This window comes from Pedobacter heparinus DSM 2366, assembly GCF_000023825.1.
GTDB lineage: Bacteria > Bacteroidota > Bacteroidia > Sphingobacteriales > Sphingobacteriaceae > Pedobacter > Pedobacter heparinus.
Map to the genome: position 1 here is coordinate 5,149,128 of NC_013061.1, position 18,256 is coordinate 5,167,383.

Annotated in this window: 17 protein-coding genes; 7 read left to right on the plus strand and 10 right to left on the minus strand. The window is 45.4% G+C overall.

All coding sequences use genetic code 11. The annotated features are described in order from the left end of the window. Genes PHEP_RS21300 through PHEP_RS21310 form a run of 3 tightly spaced genes read left to right on the plus strand, consistent with a single transcriptional unit; the run spans window position 1 to window position 2,990 of the window. Entirely contained in the window at window positions 1-771 is a 771-nt protein-coding gene (locus tag PHEP_RS21300; protein ID WP_015810069.1) for an exodeoxyribonuclease III, read from the plus strand. 3 nt (window positions 772-774) lie between these two features. Continuing rightward, window positions 775-2,019, plus strand: coding sequence for an imidazolonepropionase (gene hutI, locus PHEP_RS21305; RefSeq protein WP_015810070.1), 1,245 nt, complete (start codon window positions 775-777; stop codon window positions 2,017-2,019). Further along, window positions 2,019-2,990, plus strand: a complete 972-nt coding sequence (locus tag PHEP_RS21310; protein ID WP_015810071.1) for a formimidoylglutamase — start codon at window positions 2,019-2,021, stop codon at window positions 2,988-2,990. Before hutI ends, PHEP_RS21310 begins: the two co-directional genes overlap by 1 nt. A gap of 137 nt (window positions 2,991-3,127) precedes the next feature. On the opposite strand, the gene PHEP_RS21315 is transcribed toward PHEP_RS21310, so the two are convergent. From PHEP_RS21315 to PHEP_RS21350, 8 genes are all read right to left on the minus strand, one after another. Beyond that, window positions 3,128-4,834, minus strand: coding sequence for an OmpA family protein (locus PHEP_RS21315; protein WP_015810072.1), 1,707 nt, complete (start codon window positions 4,832-4,834; stop codon window positions 3,128-3,130). Between the two features lie 104 nt (window positions 4,835-4,938). Continuing rightward, a complete protein-coding gene (locus tag PHEP_RS21320) occupies window positions 4,939-5,499 on the minus strand; it encodes a 5-formyltetrahydrofolate cyclo-ligase (protein ID WP_015810073.1) in 561 nt (186 codons plus the stop codon). 295 nt (window positions 5,500-5,794) lie between these two features. Continuing rightward, window positions 5,795-6,355 (minus strand): elongation factor P, encoded by a 561-nt coding sequence (gene efp / locus PHEP_RS21325; protein WP_015810074.1) that lies wholly within the window; start codon window positions 6,353-6,355, stop codon window positions 5,795-5,797. A gap of 156 nt (window positions 6,356-6,511) precedes the next feature. After that, window positions 6,512-7,126, minus strand: a complete 615-nt coding sequence (locus tag PHEP_RS21330; RefSeq protein WP_015810075.1) for an ABC transporter ATP-binding protein — start codon at window positions 7,124-7,126, stop codon at window positions 6,512-6,514. Between the two features lie 13 nt (window positions 7,127-7,139). Continuing rightward, window positions 7,140-7,925 carry an acyl-ACP--UDP-N-acetylglucosamine O-acyltransferase gene (gene lpxA / locus PHEP_RS21335; protein WP_015810076.1) on the minus strand — a complete coding sequence of 262 codons (786 nt, stop codon included), beginning with the start codon at window positions 7,923-7,925 and terminating at the stop codon, window positions 7,140-7,142. Next, entirely contained in the window at window positions 7,922-9,331 is a 1,410-nt protein-coding gene (locus PHEP_RS21340) for a bifunctional UDP-3-O-[3-hydroxymyristoyl] N-acetylglucosamine deacetylase/3-hydroxyacyl-ACP dehydratase (RefSeq protein WP_015810077.1), read from the minus strand. The genes lpxA and PHEP_RS21340 overlap by 4 nt, the downstream gene beginning before the upstream one ends. A gap of 2 nt (window positions 9,332-9,333) precedes the next feature. Then, the gene (gene lpxD, locus PHEP_RS21345) at window positions 9,334-10,407 is read right to left on the minus strand and encodes a UDP-3-O-(3-hydroxymyristoyl)glucosamine N-acyltransferase (RefSeq protein ID WP_015810078.1); all 1,074 of its coding nucleotides are present in this window, start codon (window positions 10,405-10,407) and stop codon (window positions 9,334-9,336) included. Between the two features lie 119 nt (window positions 10,408-10,526). Next, window positions 10,527-11,750, minus strand: coding sequence for an HD domain-containing protein (locus PHEP_RS21350; protein WP_036675014.1), 1,224 nt, complete (start codon window positions 11,748-11,750; stop codon window positions 10,527-10,529). 103 nt (window positions 11,751-11,853) lie between these two features. Here PHEP_RS21350 and porX point away from each other — a divergent pair, with 103 nt between their 5' ends. The 4 genes from porX (at window position 11,854) to PHEP_RS21370 (ending at window position 15,853) form a co-directional block, all read left to right on the plus strand. Next, window positions 11,854-13,407 (plus strand): T9SS response regulator signal transducer PorX, encoded by a 1,554-nt coding sequence (gene porX, locus PHEP_RS21355; RefSeq protein ID WP_036675347.1) that lies wholly within the window; start codon window positions 11,854-11,856, stop codon window positions 13,405-13,407. A 50-nt stretch (window positions 13,408-13,457) separates the two neighbouring features. Beyond that, window positions 13,458-13,874 (plus strand): tRNA (adenosine(37)-N6)-threonylcarbamoyltransferase complex ATPase subunit type 1 TsaE, encoded by a 417-nt coding sequence (tsaE, locus tag PHEP_RS21360; protein WP_015810081.1) that lies wholly within the window; start codon window positions 13,458-13,460, stop codon window positions 13,872-13,874. Window positions 13,875-13,936: 62 nt separating this feature from the next. Further along, complete coding sequence (locus PHEP_RS21365; protein ID WP_015810082.1) at window positions 13,937-15,163, plus strand: alanine dehydrogenase; 1,227 nt, start codon at window positions 13,937-13,939, stop codon at window positions 15,161-15,163. A 9-nt stretch (window positions 15,164-15,172) separates the two neighbouring features. Continuing rightward, window positions 15,173-15,853 carry a M15 family metallopeptidase gene (locus tag PHEP_RS21370; RefSeq protein WP_015810083.1) on the plus strand — a complete coding sequence of 227 codons (681 nt, stop codon included), beginning with the start codon at window positions 15,173-15,175 and terminating at the stop codon, window positions 15,851-15,853. On the opposite strand, the gene PHEP_RS21375 is transcribed toward PHEP_RS21370, so the two are convergent. Both PHEP_RS21375 and PHEP_RS21380 read right to left on the minus strand, forming a co-directional pair. Further along, window positions 15,825-16,895: an aminotransferase class I/II-fold pyridoxal phosphate-dependent enzyme gene (locus PHEP_RS21375; protein ID WP_015810084.1), complete on the minus strand. Its 1,071-nt coding sequence runs from the start codon at window positions 16,893-16,895 to the stop codon at window positions 15,825-15,827. The two genes, PHEP_RS21370 and PHEP_RS21375, sit on opposite strands and share 29 nt — an antisense overlap. After that, window positions 16,882-18,234 carry a D-alanyl-D-alanine carboxypeptidase/D-alanyl-D-alanine-endopeptidase gene (locus PHEP_RS21380; protein ID WP_015810085.1) on the minus strand — a complete coding sequence of 451 codons (1,353 nt, stop codon included), beginning with the start codon at window positions 18,232-18,234 and terminating at the stop codon, window positions 16,882-16,884. The genes PHEP_RS21375 and PHEP_RS21380 overlap by 14 nt, the downstream gene beginning before the upstream one ends. Window positions 18,235-18,256: the final 22 nt, after the last annotated feature.

Genomic DNA, 18,256 nt, shown 5'->3' on the forward strand with positions numbered 1-18,256 from the left:
ATGAAAATTATCTCTTATAACGTTAACGGAATCCGCTCTGCCTCTACCAAAAATTTCTTCGGATGGCTGCAGGCTACCGATGCCGACATGATCTGTATGCAGGAAGTTAAGGCCCTGCCTTCGCAAATCCCAGAAATCATTGCTTTAATAGAGCAACTGGGCTATCATCACTATTGGTTTCCTGCCGAAAAAAAGGGGTACAGTGGCGTTGCCATTCTGACCCGAATCAAACCCAACCATGTTGAATATGGCTGCGGTGAAGAATGGATTGACAAGGAAGGCCGCATCTTAAGGGCCGACTTTGACGACTTCTCCCTGATGAGCGTGTATCTTCCATCCGGATCAAGTGGTGATGAACGGCAGGTGAAGAAGTACGAGTTTATGCGCTTTTTTGAGGCTTATATTACAGCCTTACGCAAAACGCTCCCCAACCTGATCATCTCCGGCGATTACAATATATGCCATACGGCCATCGACATCCATAACCCCAAATCCAACGCCAACTCTTCAGGTTTCCTGCCCGAAGAACGGGAATGGATGGAACTCTTTTTGAATGGTGGTTTTATCGATACCTTCAGACATTTTAACAAAGACCCCCACCATTATACCTGGTGGAGCTTCAGGGCCAACTCCAGGGCCAAAAACCTGGGCTGGCGTATCGATTATCACCTGGCTACGCAGGCTATGCTGCCGAAACTGAAAAAAGTGTCTATCCTTGCCGATGCGATCCATTCCGACCATTGCCCTGTTTTATTAGAACTAAACCCATAAAATATGGCTGCCCTGCTGCTCATCAATATTGGCTGCCTTGTTGGCCTCCACCCCGGCAACACAAGGCAGTTAAAGGGCGCACAGCTGGGCGAACTCCCGCTGATGGAAAACGCCTGGTTGTTGTGCGAAGACGGAAAGATCTCGGATTTTGGAAAGATGGGCAGCCTGCCTGCACAATTGCCAAATGCCCTGCATACACACGATGCTAAAAAGGGCTATGTCTTTCCTTCCTGGTGCGATTCACATTCCCATATAGTTTTTGCGGCCTCCCGGGAAGAGGAATTCGAGATGAAAATAGCCGGAAAAAGCTATGAAGAGATCGCTGCTGCAGGAGGTGGCATCTTAAATTCTGCACGTAAGCTGCAGCACGCTTCAGCAGATGCGCTTTATGATGCTGCAGCGCTGCGGATGAACGACATGATCAGGCAGGGTACAGGCGCTGTAGAGATCAAGAGCGGCTATGGATTGACCACAGCCAGCGAACTCAAAATGCTGAGGGTGATCCGCAGATTAAAAGAATCTTTCCCCATTCCGGTTAAAGCTTCCTTTTTAGCAGCACATGCCTATCCCCCGGAATATAAGAACGACCATGCCGCTTACATTAAGCTGATTACCGATGAAATGCTGCCCAGGATTGCGGATGAAGGCCTGGCCGACTATATGGACGTTTTTTGCGAGCAGGGCTTCTTTTCTGTGGCTGAAACGGATGAGCTGCTTGCTGCAGCAGCGGGTTACGGACTAAAACCTAAAATCCATGCCAACCAGTTATCGGTATCGGGCGCGGTACAGTTGGGGGTAAAGCACCAGGCCGTGTCGGTAGACCACCTGGAAGTTACAGATGAGGCCGTCATCAGCAGTTTGCAAAACAGCCATACCATCGCTACCTTATTGCCTTCCTGTTCTTTTTACATCAATATCCCCTATGCCAACGCCAGGGGGCTGATCAATGCCGATATCCCTGTAGCCATAGCCAGCGATTACAACCCGGGCTCTACCCCTTCCGGCAACATGAACCTGGTCGTGTCCCTGGCCTGCATCAAACTGCGGATGCAGCCCCGGGAAGCCATCAATGCGGCTACCCTGAACGGGGCTGCGGCTATGGAGCTGAGCGGGGAAACCGGTAGCATTACCAAAGGTAAAAAAGCCAACCTGTTCATCACCAGGCCCATGCCTTCCCTTGCCTTTCTGCCCTATAGCTTCGGACAGTCGCAAATAGAAAGCATTATCCTTAACGGAAAGATCTGCTGATGGAAGGGCTTAAAATTTACAGCAAAGCGGATCTCCTGGCCCTGGTTAGCCGCAGGGAAGGTGAAACCAGGCTTGGAGAACAGGTGCAGCATGTAAGCAGTGCCGGCCAGCTGCAAACGAGTACCGCTAAATTTGTTTTGCTGGGCATTCCGGAGGATATAGGTGTAAGGGCCAATTATGGTATAGCAGGCGCCTCAACGGCCTGGCAACCCGCACTGAAAGCGCTGCTCAACATTCAAAGTACACCTTCTTTTAAGGGCGATGAATTACTGGTACTGGGCCATTTTGAGTTTTCGGAACCCGCAGACAACAGCATTAGCGGTCTGCAGCAAAAAGTAGCTGAGATAGATGACCTGGTTTACCCCGTTGTCCAAAAAATAGTTGAGGCAGGCAAAATCCCCATTGTGATCGGCGGGGGGCACAACAACGCTTTCCCTATTATGAAGGGCATTTCAAAGGCGCTGAACCGGCCAGTAGATGTGCTCAACATAGATGCCCATGCAGACCTGAGGGCCACAGCGGGCAGGCACAGCGGCAATGGCTTCAGCTATGCCTTAAAACAGGGCTTTTTAAAACATTATAGTGTATTTGGCCTGCACCAGAATTATAACAACGGCAGCATTTTACAGGAAATCGCAAAAAACCCGGATATACAGGCCCTGTTTTTTGACGATATGTTAAAAAGCAGCCAGCCCGTAACCATGTTCTGGGACAGTCTGTTAAAACAAAGCGGCGCAGCACCTGGTCTGGAGATTGATCTGGATGCGATAGCAGATGTGTTGTCAAGCGCCGTCAGCCCCTCCGGCTTTAGTCTGAACGAAGTCAGGAGCCTGGTGTTAAGGGCAGACAAAAAATTCGCTTATTTGCACCTTTGCGAGGGCGCTGTTGCCCTGACAGATGGCCGGCAAAGTACCAGCACCCCCAAAACCATTGCTTACCTTATCAGCGATTTTATCCGGTCGCAACCATAAAAAGCCCTGCAAATTCATCTGCAGGGCTTTGCCACTCCTCCTAAAACTTGCGCACTAAAACTTTAAAACCTTTATTTCAGTCCTTCTGTTTTTCTGATGTTCATCTTCAGTACAGTTTATCCCATTTGCACAACGGTTCAGCAATCTTGTTTCTCCATATCTTTGGCTACCATCCTGTCACGCGCCACACCTTTGCCCACCAGGTAATTTACCGCAGCTTCTGCCCTTTGTTGCGAAAGGCGCAGGTTATAGGCATCCTTACCCCTGCTGTCGGTATGCGACGACAACTCGATCTTCAAGGTTGGGTTTTGTGACATGACGTTCAGCAGGTTGTCAAGTATCCTTCCGGCATCTGGCCTGATGTTCGATTTGTCAAAGTCATAATGGATATTTTTCAGTACAAATACCGTTCCGGCATCCAGGTTACTTACCCCAAGTTTCAGGGTTACATACAATGTTTTACTCCTGTCCAGCCCTTTGGTGCTCACACTTTCTGTCTGCGAGAATTTACCGGCCTGATTGGCGACAATATTATAATCCGATTGCTGTTCCAGCTGGTAAACAAATTTAGCTTCCGCATCCGAGATCTGGGTCATATTGGTACTGTTAGATGCATTGGTCAGCACCGTACCAATTCCCGGCAGTTTCGCATTGTCATTTGCCCTTACCGTTTCCCCGATCAGCGTAAAACGGGGATCATCATGATAAATCTCTTTATAGATCACATTTCCTGCCTTATCGAAGTCAGACGCAGTGATGGCCACAGGTTCAGCAGCAATTCCATTTTTTACGGCTGTAACCTGGTAACTGCCTTTTTCAGCGCCTTTAATGCGCTCTGCCTGTCCTTCGGCATTGCTGATGGAAGTATGGTCTACCCCCTTATGGCTGATCTTAAGGGTAACGCCGCTTAAAGCAAGGCCTGTTTGCCTGTCCTTTACCACCACCAGAATGTCTTTAGGCACTGCGGAAGCGGGTGGCGCTAGGGTTTTGGTAACAGGAACAGGCGCAGCAATTTTACGTTTGCCACCAAAAGTATATTTAATCCCCAGGCCCACATTTACGGCCTGTACAAAAGTTTTTTGAGTAACCGGTTTTTCTTCATAGAAATCAAGTATGTTGGTGATCTGTCCGCTTTTTACATTCATGACATCGGTTGCGGTAATGGCTTTCTTTTCACTATAGCGGGTGATGTAAAATTCACTGGAGTCGCTGCCAAAGCTTTTACCAAAGGCCCGCAGGTAGTCGGCCTGTACAAACAAAGCCAAATGATCCCCAAGGCCATATGACAGCCGCAAACCTCCCAGTCCCATCCAGGATTTGGTTTTTTCTTTCGAATTGCTGGTGTAATAATTGTCGAATGTTTTTACCGGGGGGCCTGAAGCAGCATTTACATAAATGGACTGTGTATACTGCGGAAAGCCCTCAAACAATACCCCTCCGCGTAAAAATGCCTCAAAATCAAGCTTACCAAAACCCACTTTATAAGTAGGGCCCACACTTAGGGCAATGTGCTGAAAAGAAGGATGGTTTTTATAAGCTGTAGCAATATGCCCATTGGCAAAAAACACGCTGTCAAACTTGCGCATCTCATGGTTCAGAAAACGTGCGTCCAGGCCTATACCCCACTTGTTCCCTTTGAAGTACTGGTCTATAGCCAATCCGGCAAAATAACCGTTTTTGGCCCTGCCGATCTCATTTTTATATTTGCCGAGGGGCATGCTAAGGCCACCAAAAGCAGAAACCTGAAGTCTTCCCCCGTTGCTTGCCGTCGAATCCGGCCTGTTTTGTGCCCAGGTAAGGCTGCTCAATACTACTGCCATTACCATTAATATTAACTTTTTCATAATCTTCTCCTTTAGTTTAAAAATCAAACTGTTTGGAGAGATATCAGGCGGAGCCGGTATTTGTTACCCCCTGAGTTGAAATTTCTTTCTGATTTAAGCCCTGACTAAAAATAATATACTTTTTCGGGGGTGATGCAACAATCCAGCGCCACATCATGCACATTGATATCATCAATCTCTTCAACCGGACCAAAGAACGATAGACCTATTTTCCGGGTATCCAATCCCTGCAAAAAACGGTCGTAAAAACCCTTTCCGTAGCCTGCGCGGTAACCCCGGAGGTCAAAGGCGAGCATCGGTACCAGCACCATATCTACCGCTCCGGTATGCAGTTCGCCACCGGCAGGCTCCAGGATCTTGTAAATATTTTTCAGCAGCCCCTCCCTGCCCGTATACACATAATTATGCATTAAGGCCGTCTCAAAATCAGCCTTAGGCACTATGATCCTGATCTCGGGGTGCAGCCGGGCCAGCCAGTCTATAAACAAAAAGGTATCCGGCTCCTTCTGTTCTGCTATAGGAAGAAACACATGAATGGTATGTACGCCGGTCAGATTAAATGAAGTGAAATGGGACAACAATCGCTGGCTATAAACAGCTATTTCTTCTTCAGAAAGCCCTCTACGCTGTACAACAGCCTTTTTTCTAATTTCCGCTTTTGTCATTAAAGCAAATATAACAAAACACCCGGTTGTAACCCCTATCGGTTCCGCGCCCTGCAAATGACACCCCATCAAAAACCCCAAAGCCCTTCTTTTCTGTGTCCTATAGGTACCCAAAGTAAAGTTATGGCTGTGCTAAAGAAGCATTGAAATATTTTGCCCTTCTTCAGGGCAAAGGATTTCCGCCTCAGCAGCATCGGCAATGATTTTTCTCCAGAATAAAAAGTAAAAAAGAAGGCTTCGGGAACCACTCCGAAGCCTCAATCAACCTAAACCTAAAACTAAACTATGAAAATTCTTATTTTACTCTTTCTATATAGTCACCTGTCCGTGTATCAATCTTAACTTTATCGCCCTGATTGATAAACATTGGCACTTTTATCTCTACTCCTGTCTCTACAGTTGCATATTTCAATGCATTTGTAGAGGTATCGCCTTTAACTGCAGGCTCTGAGTAGGTTATTTCTAACTCTACATGCGAAGGTGTCTGGGCCATAATCGGCTCGTCGCTTTCAAATGCAATGATCACATTCATTCCTTCTTTCAAAAACCGAACACTTTTACCGAATAACAATTTCGGGATATTAAACTGTTCGTAAGTATTGTTGTCCATGACCACCAACGCATCGCCATCTTCGTATAAATACTGGTAATCACTGGTTTCAACGCGACAAATCTCCACCTCTTCATCTACACGGAACCTGTATTCCACCAGTTTCCCGGTTTTTACATTCCTCATCCTGGCCTGGTAAAAAGCACGCAAGTTGCCCGGCGTACGGTGTAGAAACTCTTCTACTTGTACCAATTCTCCGTTAAAACGAAGGATATTACCATTTTTAATGTCTGATGCTTTTGCCATTTTTTTTGAAATTGTGCCTAAACTTTCGGCCTTTTTTCGTGCCGCAAAGGTAAAGACTATTTATTAATTATACAATAGTAGTTTAAAAATATTTTCACAAAGGTGTTTTAAGCCCTAAATAGTCCCCTTCGCCCTGTTTTCAAATATAAATTTTACTTATTTATAATCCGTCAACTGCACAAAATGGTTACAAAAAGAATATTCAACCTCCTGATTTGAGCCTATAATCAGCGTCCTGTTCAAGGCAAAACGCTCAATCAGCTCCAGGTACCAGGCCAGCCCCTGCTTGTCGAGGTTAGAGGTCGGCTCATCTAAAAAAAGCAGAGGCGTGTCTGCGCAGCAGGCCAGTACAAGCTTCGTACGCTGCTTCATCCCCGAAGAAAAGTATTTTAAGGCCTTGTCCTGAGCTTTCGAAAGCCCCAATAACTCAAGTACTGCTGCCGCATCCATTCCTGCATGAAAACCCTTAACCTTAAAATGAAAATCTATGGTCTCCTGAAGCGTAAACTCCTCTATCAGGTCTAAATAGGGCGCTGCAAAGCTGATGTACTTATAAATAGCTGCTACAGGAACAACTGCTCCGTCCTCATAAACCACCTTCCCCTCAGAAGGGCCAAGATTGCCCAATAAAACACTTAGCAAAGTAGACTTACCAGAACCGTTTGGACCCAGCACAGCGTATTTTCCGGCAGAATTGAAGGTATAATCCAGCCCTCTGAAAATCCATTCCTGATTAAACCTTCTGCCAACGTTCTGCAAGCTGATCGTCATGCTTTCCGGGCGATTAACTGCCAGAGCCAAAACCTTTCATCACCCCTCTGTTCGAGTTCCTGATAAAATCTACGATCTCATCCCGGATCTCGGTAGGTTTAAATTCTGCTTCTATCATATCCAGGGCTTTAGTCACATTGTTATGCTTCACAAATAAGACCCTGTAAATTTCCTGTATCTCATTGATCTTTTCCGAAGAAAAGCCCCTTCTGCGTAAGCCTACAGAATTAATCCCTGCATAAGAAAGCGGCTCTCTGGCGGCTTTTACATAAGGCGGAACATCCTTTCTAACCAATGAACCCCCGGTAACAAAAGCATGTGAGCCAACCTTTACAAACTGGTGGATGGCCACCAGGCCCGCAAGCACCACATAATTTCCGATTGTAATGTGCCCTGCAAGCGTAGTACTGTTAGAAAATATACAAAAATCACCAACCTCACAGTCGTGCGCAATGTGTGAATACGCCTGGATCAGGCAATTGCTGCCAATAACCGTTTTCCATTTATCCTTCGTTCCACGGTTTATCGTTACACACTCCCTGATTGTTGTATTGTCGCCAATCTCCGCGGTCGTGATCTCGCCGGCAAACTTTAAATCCTGGGGTACACCAGAGATCACCGAGCCGGGAAACACCCTGCAGTTTTTTCCGATCCTTGCTCCATCCATGATCACCACATTAGAGCCGATCCAGGTTCCTTCACCAATTTCAACATCTTTATGAATTACCGCAAAAGGCTCAATAACGACATTGTCTGCTATTTTTGCCTGGGGATGAATGTATGCTAAAGGTTGTATCATGTAGTTTCGGTTTCTTTTACTTTTACGATCTGGGCCATCATCTCGGCTTCAACCACCACTTTTCCGCCCACCATGCCCACACCTTTCATTTGTGCAATTCCGCGTCTTATTGGCTCCATCAGATCGCACCTGAAGATAATGGTATCGCCTGGCAGTACCTGAGCCCTGAAGCGCACATTGTCTATTTTCAGGAATAAAGTAAGGTAGTTCTGCGGGTCAGGAACCGTACTCAGTACCAGGATCCCGCCGGTCTGTGCCATGGCTTCTATCTGGATCACCCCAGGGAAAACCGGCGCTCCCGGAAAATGTCCTTTAAAGAACTCCTCGTTCATGGTCACGTTCTTTACGCCAACCACATGGGTCTTCGATAATTCCAAAACCTTATCGACAAACAAAAATGGTTGTCTGTGCGGCAGGATGTCCATAATCTGAACCGTATCGTACAGCGGTTTAACGCTTGGGTCGTACACATGCTGTACCTTTTTGTTTTTTTCCTTTTTGATGGCTGCTTTGATTTTTTTGGCAAATGCCACGTTGGCGGCATGTCCGGGTCTGGCTGCCATAATATGTCCTTTTAGATGCACCCCCACAAGGGCAAGATCACCAATCATGTCCAGCAATTTATGTCTTGCCGGTTCGTTCTGGTGCCTCAGCTCCATATTATTTAAAATACCCTGAGGGGCAACTTCAATCGCCTTTCTTTTAAATATCTTGGCCAGGTGGTCCAGTTCTTCCTTGGTTACTTCTTTGTCTACAATAACAATGGCATTGTTTAGATCGCCGCCTTTGATCAGGTTATTTTGCAGCTGGTATTCCAGTTCGTGCAAAAAGCAAAAAGTACGGCAGGAAGCGATTTCCTTTTTAAATTCAGCAATACTGGTAATCCCGGCGTGCTGACTGCCCAAAACCGGCGAATTGTAATCAATCATACAGGTAAACCTGTAATCGTCTAAAGGCATCGCCACAATTTCTACCTTTCTGTCCGGCTCTGTATAAGCAATATTGTGTGGGATCTGAAAATATTCCCGGTCTTTTTCCTGTATCTGAATGCCCGCACTTTCCAGTGCATCTAAAAACTGAATGGCACTGCCATCCATAATCGGCGTTTCAGGTCCGTCAAGTTTCATCAGCACATTGTCCAGGTCCATTCCCACCAAAGAGGCCATAACATGTTCAACAGTACTTACACTGGCCCCGTTCTGAGAAATAGTGGTTCCCCTGGCGGTATCCGTAACATTGTCACAATCGGCATCTACAACCGGATTGCCCGGAAGATCGGTACGCTGGAATTTAAATCCATGGTTTTCAGGTGCCGGACAAAAAGTAAGTGTAACATTTGCCCCGGTGTGCAGCCCTACGCCCTGTACCGAAACTTCATTCTTTATGGTCTTTTGTTTAACGTTCATTGTTATTTTGGTATTGTACTGTTTTGTTCAATGAGCTCATTCAGCTGTTTAATCTTTGCTTCCAGGCTCGCTATCCTTTTTTCAACACTAGGCAGCTGTTTAAAGATCACAGACGCCCGCATCCAGTCGCGAAGGGGCTGTGCCGGACTTCCGTGCCATTGTTTGTTTTCTTCAGTGGTATTAAAATTTATCCCTGCCTGGGCCCCGATCTGGGTGCCCTTTGCCAGCGAAAGGTGACCGGCGATGCCCACCTGCCCTCCAATAACAGACTTTTCGCCCAGTTTAGAACTGCCCGAAATCCCTGTCTGTGCCGCAACAACACTGTGCTCACCCACATCAACATTGTGTGCAATCTGGATCAGGTTGTCTAATTTAACCCCTTTCCTGATAAACGTAGAGCCCATCGTAGCCCGGTCTATCGAAGTATTCGCACCAATTTCCACATCATCCTCTATCACCACATTACCGATCTGCGCAATTTTTGTATAGGTCCCATCGGCCTGGGGAGCAAAACCAAAACCATCGCTCCCAACTACAGTGTTGGAATGTATAATGATGTTATTGCCCAAAACAGACCGGTTATACAACTTCACTCCGGGAAACAAAGTACAGTTCCTACCCAAAGCAGAATCAGCACCAATGTATACCTGCGGAGAAACTTTGCAGTTATCGCCAATCTCTACATTTTCAGCAATATAGCTAAAAGCTCCTATAAAAACATTTTTACCGATTTTTGCCGAGGGGTGAATAAAACTGGGCTGCTCAATACCTACCTGTGCACTGTTCTGGTTCACCACTTCGTTATATTTTTCCAGCAAAACAGAAAAGGCACTGTAAGGATCTGCCACACGGATTAACGTGCTGTTCACCTGCTGCGAAGGGACAAAGTCTTTTCCAACAATAACTACTGAAGCACTTGTGGAATATAAATAGTTCTCGTACTTGGGGTTGGACAGAAAGCACAATGAACCGGCCTTCCCATCTTCTATTTTGGAAAGCTCACTAACCCCAACGCGCTCATCGCCTTCAATGGTACCATCTATAAACTCACTTATCTGCTTGGCAGTAAATTGCATTTTACAAAGTTATATGTTAAATTGATATGAACAAATAAACCTGTTTAGGTTGTCAATTCATCATTTTAAATTGAAAAACTAAAAACGGGATAAATCACGAGTTATTTTGTTAAAAAATGCTAAATAATTCGTGGATAGCATAATATATGTTTTTTCACAGTCTTGTCTAAAGATTCTAAGTTAGATAAATCCGAAGCTTTTGCAATATCAATGATCGTATTGTTTTTCAACAGGATGTTGATGTTGCCGCTGCCGGCATTATAGGCCCGGTTCCTGATCATATCTGTAAATACAAAATAACAGACATCTTTTTGGTTCAGGTTTAAAAATGCAGCAGTCCTGGCCCTCAGTTCGGCTACCCGGCTTTCATCGGGCGCATCATTGCTGATCTCTACCTTATAAAGGTTTCTTTGGTTAAGCATGCCACAAAGCTGGGAAAGGATCCTGTCCGGATGCTCGGCCCAAACCTTTACCGAAGCAAAAATATCCTGGTCGTCCAGCTTCGAAAATTGTTCCAGGTGCAAATCCCCTTTAAAAAACTCCTTTTCCGTAATTTCATTTTTTAAAAAATGCTGCAATGCCGGCGTAGCAAACAAAGCCTCGCCATGAGAAGCCAGGTATTTTGCCCTTTCCAGAATTTTTACCAGCAGCATTTCGCCCGCAATCACTGTTTTATGCAGGTAAACCTGCCAGTACATCAACCTGCGTGCAATCAGAAACTTTTCGATCGAATAAATGCCCTTTTCTTCTATGACCAATTCCTCATCCAGTACATTAAACATCTTAATGATGCGGTCAAAACTGATCACCCCTTCACTTACTCCCGTAAAAAAACTGTCGCGGTTCAGGTAATCCATCCGGTCCAGATCCAGCTGGCTCGAAACCAGCTGTGGCAGGAAATGTTTGGGATAATCGCCTTTAAAAATCCTTATGGCCAGCGTTAAGCGACCATCAAAGGCTTCGTTCAGCTTTTCCATCAGCCGCATGGAAATGTCTTCATGCTTAATTTCGTTTACCAATGTATGCTCCAGTGCATGCGAGAAAGGCCCGTGCCCAATGTCATGCAGCAAAATGGCTATCGTTGCAGCCTCTTCCTCTTCGGCCGTAATGTCCTGCCCCTTGCCCCTCAACACCTCAATGGCCAGGCTCATCAGGTGCATGGCACCTATAGCATGGTGAAAACGCGTGTGCAAGGCCCCCGGATATACCAGGTGCGTCATCCCCAATTGCTTAATATATCTTAATCTTTGAAAATACGGATGTGAGATCAGGTCAAATACGATTTCAGAAGGGATATTGATGAAGCCATATACTGGATCATTTATGATTTTCTTCTTGTTCAATCCTTGAAAATAAATTATACGGTACAAAAATTGCTATTTTTATCCATACTAAGAAAGAGATGTCTCTTTTTGAGGAATTATTTTTATATTATACACATAAATGATGCAAGAGACTAAGATTTTATGGGCCGATGATGAGATCAACTTATTAAAACCACATATATTACTATTAAACGAAAAGGGGTACCATGTAACTACCTTTACCAATGGCAACGATGCCCTGGAGGCCTTTGGAAAGGAGCATTTTGACCTGGTTTTCCTGGATGAAAATATGCCCGGGCTAAGCGGACTGGAAACCCTGACCGCCATCAAGAACATCAGGAATGATGTTCCTGTAGTTCTGATCACCAAAAGTGAAGAAGAAAACCTGATGGAGGACGCCATCGGCTCAAAGATTGACGACTACCTGATCAAACCTGTAAACCCTAAACAGGTATTGCTGACCATTAAAAAGATCATAGACAATAAAAGACTGGTCAGCGAAAAAACATCTATGGCCTACCAGCAGGACTTCAGACGACTGGGCATGACCCTGAACGACAAGCTGAGCTATGAAGAGTGGGTAGAAGTTTATAAAAAACTGGTATTCTGGGAGCTGGAACTCGAAAAACTGGATGATCCGCAGATGCACGAAATCCTGACGATGCAAAAATCCGAAGCCAATATGCAGTTTTCAAAGTTTATTGAAGACCATTACCTGGGCTGGGTAAACGGTAAGGGCCAGGCCCCGCTTTTGTCAAATGACCTGCTGAAAAAGAAAGTTTTTCCTTTGATCAACAGTACTACCCCTGTTTTTTTTATTTTGATCGATAATCTGCGTTACGACCAGTGGCGCATTATCAATCCGCTGATTACCGAACATTTCCGGATGGACGATGAAGATATTTATTCCAGCATTTTGCCTACAGCTACACAATATGCCAGGAACGCCATATTTTCCGGTCTTATGCCCCTTGAAATGGAGCGCCGCTTTCCGGGGTTATGGCAGAACGATGATGATGAGGGCGGAAAAAACATGCACGAGGGAGCCTTTCTGGCCGACCAGATCAAACGTCAGCTGCGTAAGGACTGCAAGTTCAGCTACAATAAGATCCTGACCTATGATGATGGCCGGGCTTTGAACGAGCAGGTCAACAACCTGATGCAAAATGAATTCAATGCCATCGTTTACAACTTTGTAGACATGCTTTCGCATGCCCGCACTGATATGCAGATGATCCGTGAACTGGCCAATGACGATGCAGCTTACCGTTCTTTAACGCTTTCCTGGTTTGAACATTCGCCCTTAATGGACCTGCTTAAAAAAATCTCGCAGAAAAAGGTTAAAGTGGTGATCACGACCGACCACGGCACCATCCGGGTTAAACATCCGAGCAAGGTGATCGGCGACAGGAACACCAATACCAACCTCCGCTATAAACAAGGCCGAAACCTTAATTTTAATGCCAAAGAGGTATTTCTGATCAAAAACCCCCATGAAGCACAATTGCCGAAGATCAACATCAGTTCCAACTACATCTTTGCAAAAGAGGACCGTTATTTTGTTTACCAGAACAACTATAACCAGTTTGTAAATTATTACAATGAGACTTTTCAGCACGGGGGCATTTCATTAGAGGAAATGATCATTCCTATTGCAACATATAGTTCAAGGTAAGTACATTATAAATTCATATTTACTAAATTTGTATTTATTGAATACACCACATGAAACTTACAGTTAATGGCATTGAGGCACTGGATGAGGCTGCTGAAAAAATCTTAAATTATGCAGAGGACGAATCTTTCTTCATTTTTGAGGGCGATATGGGCGCCGGAAAAACTACCCTGGTCAAGGCCCTGGCCAAAGCAATGGGTGTAGAAGAAGTGGTTTCAAGCCCGACCTTTTCCATCGTAAATGAATACCATGCTAATGGCCATATCATCTATCATTTTGATTTCTACAGGATTAAAAACCTGCAGGAAGCTTACGATATTGGTTATGAAGAGTATTTTTATTCTGGTAATACCTGCTTTATTGAATGGCCCGAGAAAATTGAAGGGCTTTTACCTGAGCATTACCTCAAAATCCGGATCGAAACCCTGAATGAAAACGACCGTTTATTGTCAATTTCAAAAATTTAAATCCCAAACATAAAAATTTCAGCTAAATTGCTTAATTTCAATCCATAATGAATAAATAAACAATGGCTACAGGATTACGCGAAGGTATGGCCTCCATTGCCCAAAAAGGGTTAATACAACCCAAAGAGGCAATGTCAGAAATCAATAAAAAGAACAACAGTTTATACATCGGCATTCCTAAAGAGATCTCTTTTCAGGAAAACAGGATCGCACTGACCCCACTTTCTGTTGCGCTCCTTGTCAACAACGGGCACAAGGTAATTATTGAAACCGGGGCCGGCGTAGGTGCAAATTTTTCTGATAAAGATTATAGTGAACAGGGTGCGATCATTTCTTTTAACAAAAAAGAAGTTTTTGAAGCAGATATCCTGGTAAAGATTGCGCCCCCTACTACTGAAGAAATTGCCATGATGCATAAGGGGCAGACCTTAATTTCTGCCCTGCAGATGGGTGCCCTGAAAGAGTCTTACCTCAAGGCCCTGCTCAACAAAAAGATCAATGCCCTTTGCTTTGAGAACCTGCGTGATGAAGGTAATATCTTAAGTGTGGTGCGGTCCATGAGCGAAATTGTTGGTGCCACCTCTATTTTAATAGCCGCAGAATACCTGAGCAACGTAACGGGTGGAAAAGGGCTGATGCTGGGTGGTTTTACCGGTGTGCCCCCTACAGAAATTGTAATCCTGGGCGCAGGTACAGTTGGCGAATATGCTGCCCGTACAGCCATATCGCTGGGCGCAGAGGTAAAAGTATTCGACAGTTCTATTTACAGGTTAAGGCGGTTGCAAAATAACCTGGGCAGCAGGGTTTTTACTTCGGTAATGCAACCTATCGTATTGGGCAAGGCCATTACGACCTGCGATGTGGTGATTGGCGCCATTCGCGCCTCACATGGCCGGAGCCCCTGCATTGTAATGGAAGAAACCGTAGCGCGCATGAAACCAAACTCGGTGGTAATTGATGTAAGTATCGACCAGGGCGGTTGCTTTGAGACCTCAGAAGTAACCAACCATAAGGACCCAGTATTCCGGAAACACGACGTCATTCATTATTGTGTGCCCAATATTGCCTCAAGGGTACCCCGAACGGCCTCTTATGCGCTAACCAATATCTTTACGCCTATTTTGATAGATATAGGCGACATGGGCGGATTGATGAACGTGGTATGGAACAAACCGGGGATCAGGGAAGCACTGTACATTTACCAGGGCCACCTGACCAGTAAGGACCTGGCAAACATGTTTAACCTGCCCTATAAGGACATTGAGCTGCTTGTAGCCGCCAATCAATAACCGCTCCGGATGAAAAAATTATTCCTTTTATTGTTTCTGGCTCCGTTTTGCGCTGTTTTTGCGCAGGAAAATAAGCTCAATCCGTATGGTTTAAAGGTGTGTTCTTATGCCGATTACCTGGATTCCTGCAAAAAAAACAGCGACAATAAGCTACTGGAGATCAAAAAATATGTTCCGGGTATTGTGCTCGACATTAAATACGCCACAGCGGACAATTTTATGAACCGCGTCATGTACAAGCAGGCAAGGGCCTTTGCACGCAGACCGGTGGTTATACAATTGAAAAAAATTCAGGCAGAGCTTAAAAAAGCAGGTTACGGGTTAAAAATATTTGACGCCTACCGCCCTTATCAGGTTACCCTGGCTTTTTACGAAGGGGCTTCGGACAAGAACTTTGTGGCCAACCCTAAAAAGGGTTCAAAACATAACAGGGGTTGCGCCGTAGACCTGACTTTAATTGATTTAAAAACCAGGAAAGCACTGGCCATGCCCACACCTTATGACAGTTTTGCCCCCGAGGCCTCTTCCACTTATGCAGACCTGCCCCCGGAAATCCTGAAAAACAGAGAGTACCTGATCAATATCATGCACAGACACGGTTTCAGGGTAATCCCCAATGAGTGGTGGCATTTTGATTTCATGGGCTGGCAAAATTACGACCTCATGGATATTCCTTTTGAGCAGCTATAGCCTCAAGCAGCTCATTTATACTTTCGGGACTGGCCCAGCTGCTCAGGACAACCCTGTTTAAAGATGGCCCGTTCTGATCTGGGTAAGGGAAGGAAGAGATCAGGATATGATGCTGCAATAATTTCGTGTATAAATTACGGTCCTTACTTAAATAAACCGGATAATCCGGTATAAAATCCCATTCTTCAGGGCTGATTCCGGCAGAGAAGGTTTCCATATGCTGCTTTAGCCTGTTCAGTTCGGCACGATAGAGTGCTTTGGCATGCATAAAAGCATATAGCCCGGCGGCGGCAGGTGGTGAGGCACCCATAAATACATTGCTCTTTTTTAACCCTGCAACAAGCGCCCGGGTGCCTAAGATAATCCCGGCGTCTACACCTAAAGCCTTGGCCATAGACGCGACCACAACTACCTTGACGTGTTTGGGTGCCGCAATTAAATTTAAAACACCCCGGCCATCATCCAGCACACCTATACCATGAGAATCATCTACAATCAGGATCACTTCATTATCGGGATGGATCTCCTTTAAAAAAGAGAAATCATAGCGCTCGGGAAAAAGATTGTTCAAAGCATTGCTGACCAGCAGCCATTTGTTTTGTTTGCTGGTATTAATATGCGTCAACGCATTTTCTGCCCAGCTGCTAAAGGTTCCGCCAACAGCGGGGGCCTCATTTAACCAAAGGGCGGGGTGTGTTTGCGGGGCATAAAGCACCTTGCCATAAGCTGTATAATGCCTGACCAGCAATTGGGCCGCCAGGTAGCCGCTTGAGGTGATCAGGGCCTCTTCAGCCCCAAAATACTGCGCCGCATAATGTTCTGCTTCATTGTAAATGCCCAGCTGAACATTATTGCCCCTGCTGGTTCCGTTGTTCAGGCCGAATTTTTTAAGCCCTTCCTGATACAAGGCCATAAAGTCTGGATTTTGGGGAATACCCAGGTAGGCTGTTCCGCTGAAATACAGATACGACTGCCCCTCTACCCTTATGTTTAGCGACAGGGGGCTTTGCAGCTGCGTTAAATCCGGATCAGAATTTTTCATGGATATAAGTCATAACACGCACCATTTCATTTCTCACATCGGCCGTTGGAACAACATAATTGTTGTTCATAAAAGAGAAAATATAAGTTTTTCCCTTTTTGGTAAGCACATAGCCGCTTTGGTTATGCACCCCTGAAAGGGTACCTGTTTTACCAAATACAAAAGGCTGGTCGGTTTTGGGATAGGCATTTCTGAGTGTTCCGCTTTTGCCCCCCGCAGGCATCATGTTAAACAGGCGTGCCGGGTTGTTTACCTGTTTATAGATGAGCTCCAGCAATTTTATCATATCCCGGGGGGTAAATAAATTGCGCCTGGAAAGACCAGAGCCATCCTGCCAGCGTGGTTTATCCGGCAGCTCGCTTAAATACGTTTTTTCAATATAAGAAATGGCCTTACTGGTATTTAGCTCTTCCCCCAGTTGGTTTGCGTAAACCAGCAGCAGCTGCTCTGCAATAAAATTATCGCTGGGCAGCATCATTGCCTTGAGCACAGAATCGGTTCTCATATTATAAACGGTCTTTGCATCGGCAGGCATTTTCATTTTAGCCAGCATAACTGTCTTTTTCAGCGTATCTGAAAGCAGGCTCAGCGTAAGCGGCAGGCTTACCTTATAAGGAACCTCCTGGCTATAGCCGGCAGGAAGAGGTATTGCAGGGTATTTAAAATGATTGGTATAAAAATCGCGCGTAACGCTGAATGTTTTTTGGGTGTCTCCGGAATCTGCCGAAAGGCAGTCCTTCAGCAGGCGGGGAACCATAGACAGCCTTCCGTTTTCGGCCTTCAGGCTAAGCAGGTTGTCCATCAACGGCAGTTCATTGATCTCGGCCTGGTAATACTCGTTATAATCATCCCATTGCCAGCCACTGCCGTAAAAATCGCCGGTATACCTTCCTGGTGCATAAAACAGTTTTTTCGGACTGGCCTTTAAAAATTCCATGGCCTTTGTTCCCTTCAGCTTGCTTTGCAACAAAGACGGGTCCCCTGTACCCCAAAAGATCAGGGAATCGCCCCGCTCTACATAACGCAGCGAAGGAATGGAGTCGGGCAGCATTTTTAAACCTGCATAAAAGGTAAACAGCTTGGTATTGGATGCCGGCGTAAAATACTGGTCGGCATGTCTTTCAAACAACATTCGTGCTGTGGCCATATCGTATAATGCAAAGCCTGCATAATATTTTTTCAGTACCGGCGAGTCTGCAAAAACCTTTTTTACAGAACGGCCAATCTGCTTCTCTGTAGAACAGGCGGAAAATAAAACCGGGCATAATATAGCTGCCAACAAAGCTAACCCGAGGCGCTGCACCTGAAGTTGCTTTCTTTTGTGGATAAATCTGATCATACTGCGACTAATTTATTAATTT

Excerpts from the sequence above, each read along its gene's own strand:
- PHEP_RS21300 (WP_015810069.1), top strand. The coding sequence starts at position 1 with ATGAAAATTATCTCTTATAACGTTAACGGAATCCGCTCTGCCTCTACC.
- hutI (WP_015810070.1), top strand. The coding sequence starts at position 775 with ATGGCTGCCCTGCTGCTCATCAATATTGGCTGCCTTGTTGGCCTCCAC.
- PHEP_RS21310 (WP_015810071.1), top strand. The coding sequence starts at position 2,019 with ATGGAAGGGCTTAAAATTTACAGCAAAGCGGATCTCCTGGCCCTGGTT.
- PHEP_RS21315 (WP_015810072.1), bottom strand. The coding sequence starts at position 4,834 with ATGAAAAAGTTAATATTAATGGTAATGGCAGTAGTATTGAGCAGCCTT.
- PHEP_RS21320 (WP_015810073.1), bottom strand. The coding sequence starts at position 5,499 with ATGACAAAAGCGGAAATTAGAAAAAAGGCTGTTGTACAGCGTAGAGGG.
- efp (WP_015810074.1), bottom strand. The coding sequence starts at position 6,355 with ATGGCAAAAGCATCAGACATTAAAAATGGTAATATCCTTCGTTTTAAC.
- PHEP_RS21330 (WP_015810075.1), bottom strand. The coding sequence starts at position 7,126 with ATGACGATCAGCTTGCAGAACGTTGGCAGAAGGTTTAATCAGGAATGG.
- lpxA (WP_015810076.1), bottom strand. The coding sequence starts at position 7,925 with ATGATACAACCTTTAGCATACATTCATCCCCAGGCAAAAATAGCAGAC.
- PHEP_RS21340 (WP_015810077.1), bottom strand. The coding sequence starts at position 9,331 with ATGAACGTTAAACAAAAGACCATAAAGAATGAAGTTTCGGTACAGGGC.
- lpxD (WP_015810078.1), bottom strand. The coding sequence starts at position 10,407 with ATGCAATTTACTGCCAAGCAGATAAGTGAGTTTATAGATGGTACCATT.
- porX (WP_036675347.1), top strand. The coding sequence starts at position 11,854 with ATGCAAGAGACTAAGATTTTATGGGCCGATGATGAGATCAACTTATTA.
- tsaE (WP_015810081.1), top strand. The coding sequence starts at position 13,458 with ATGAAACTTACAGTTAATGGCATTGAGGCACTGGATGAGGCTGCTGAA.
- PHEP_RS21365 (WP_015810082.1), top strand. The coding sequence starts at position 13,937 with ATGGCTACAGGATTACGCGAAGGTATGGCCTCCATTGCCCAAAAAGGG.
- PHEP_RS21370 (WP_015810083.1), top strand. The coding sequence starts at position 15,173 with ATGAAAAAATTATTCCTTTTATTGTTTCTGGCTCCGTTTTGCGCTGTT.
- PHEP_RS21375 (WP_015810084.1), bottom strand. The coding sequence starts at position 16,895 with ATGAAAAATTCTGATCCGGATTTAACGCAGCTGCAAAGCCCCCTGTCG.
- PHEP_RS21380 (WP_015810085.1), bottom strand. The coding sequence starts at position 18,234 with ATGATCAGATTTATCCACAAAAGAAAGCAACTTCAGGTGCAGCGCCTC.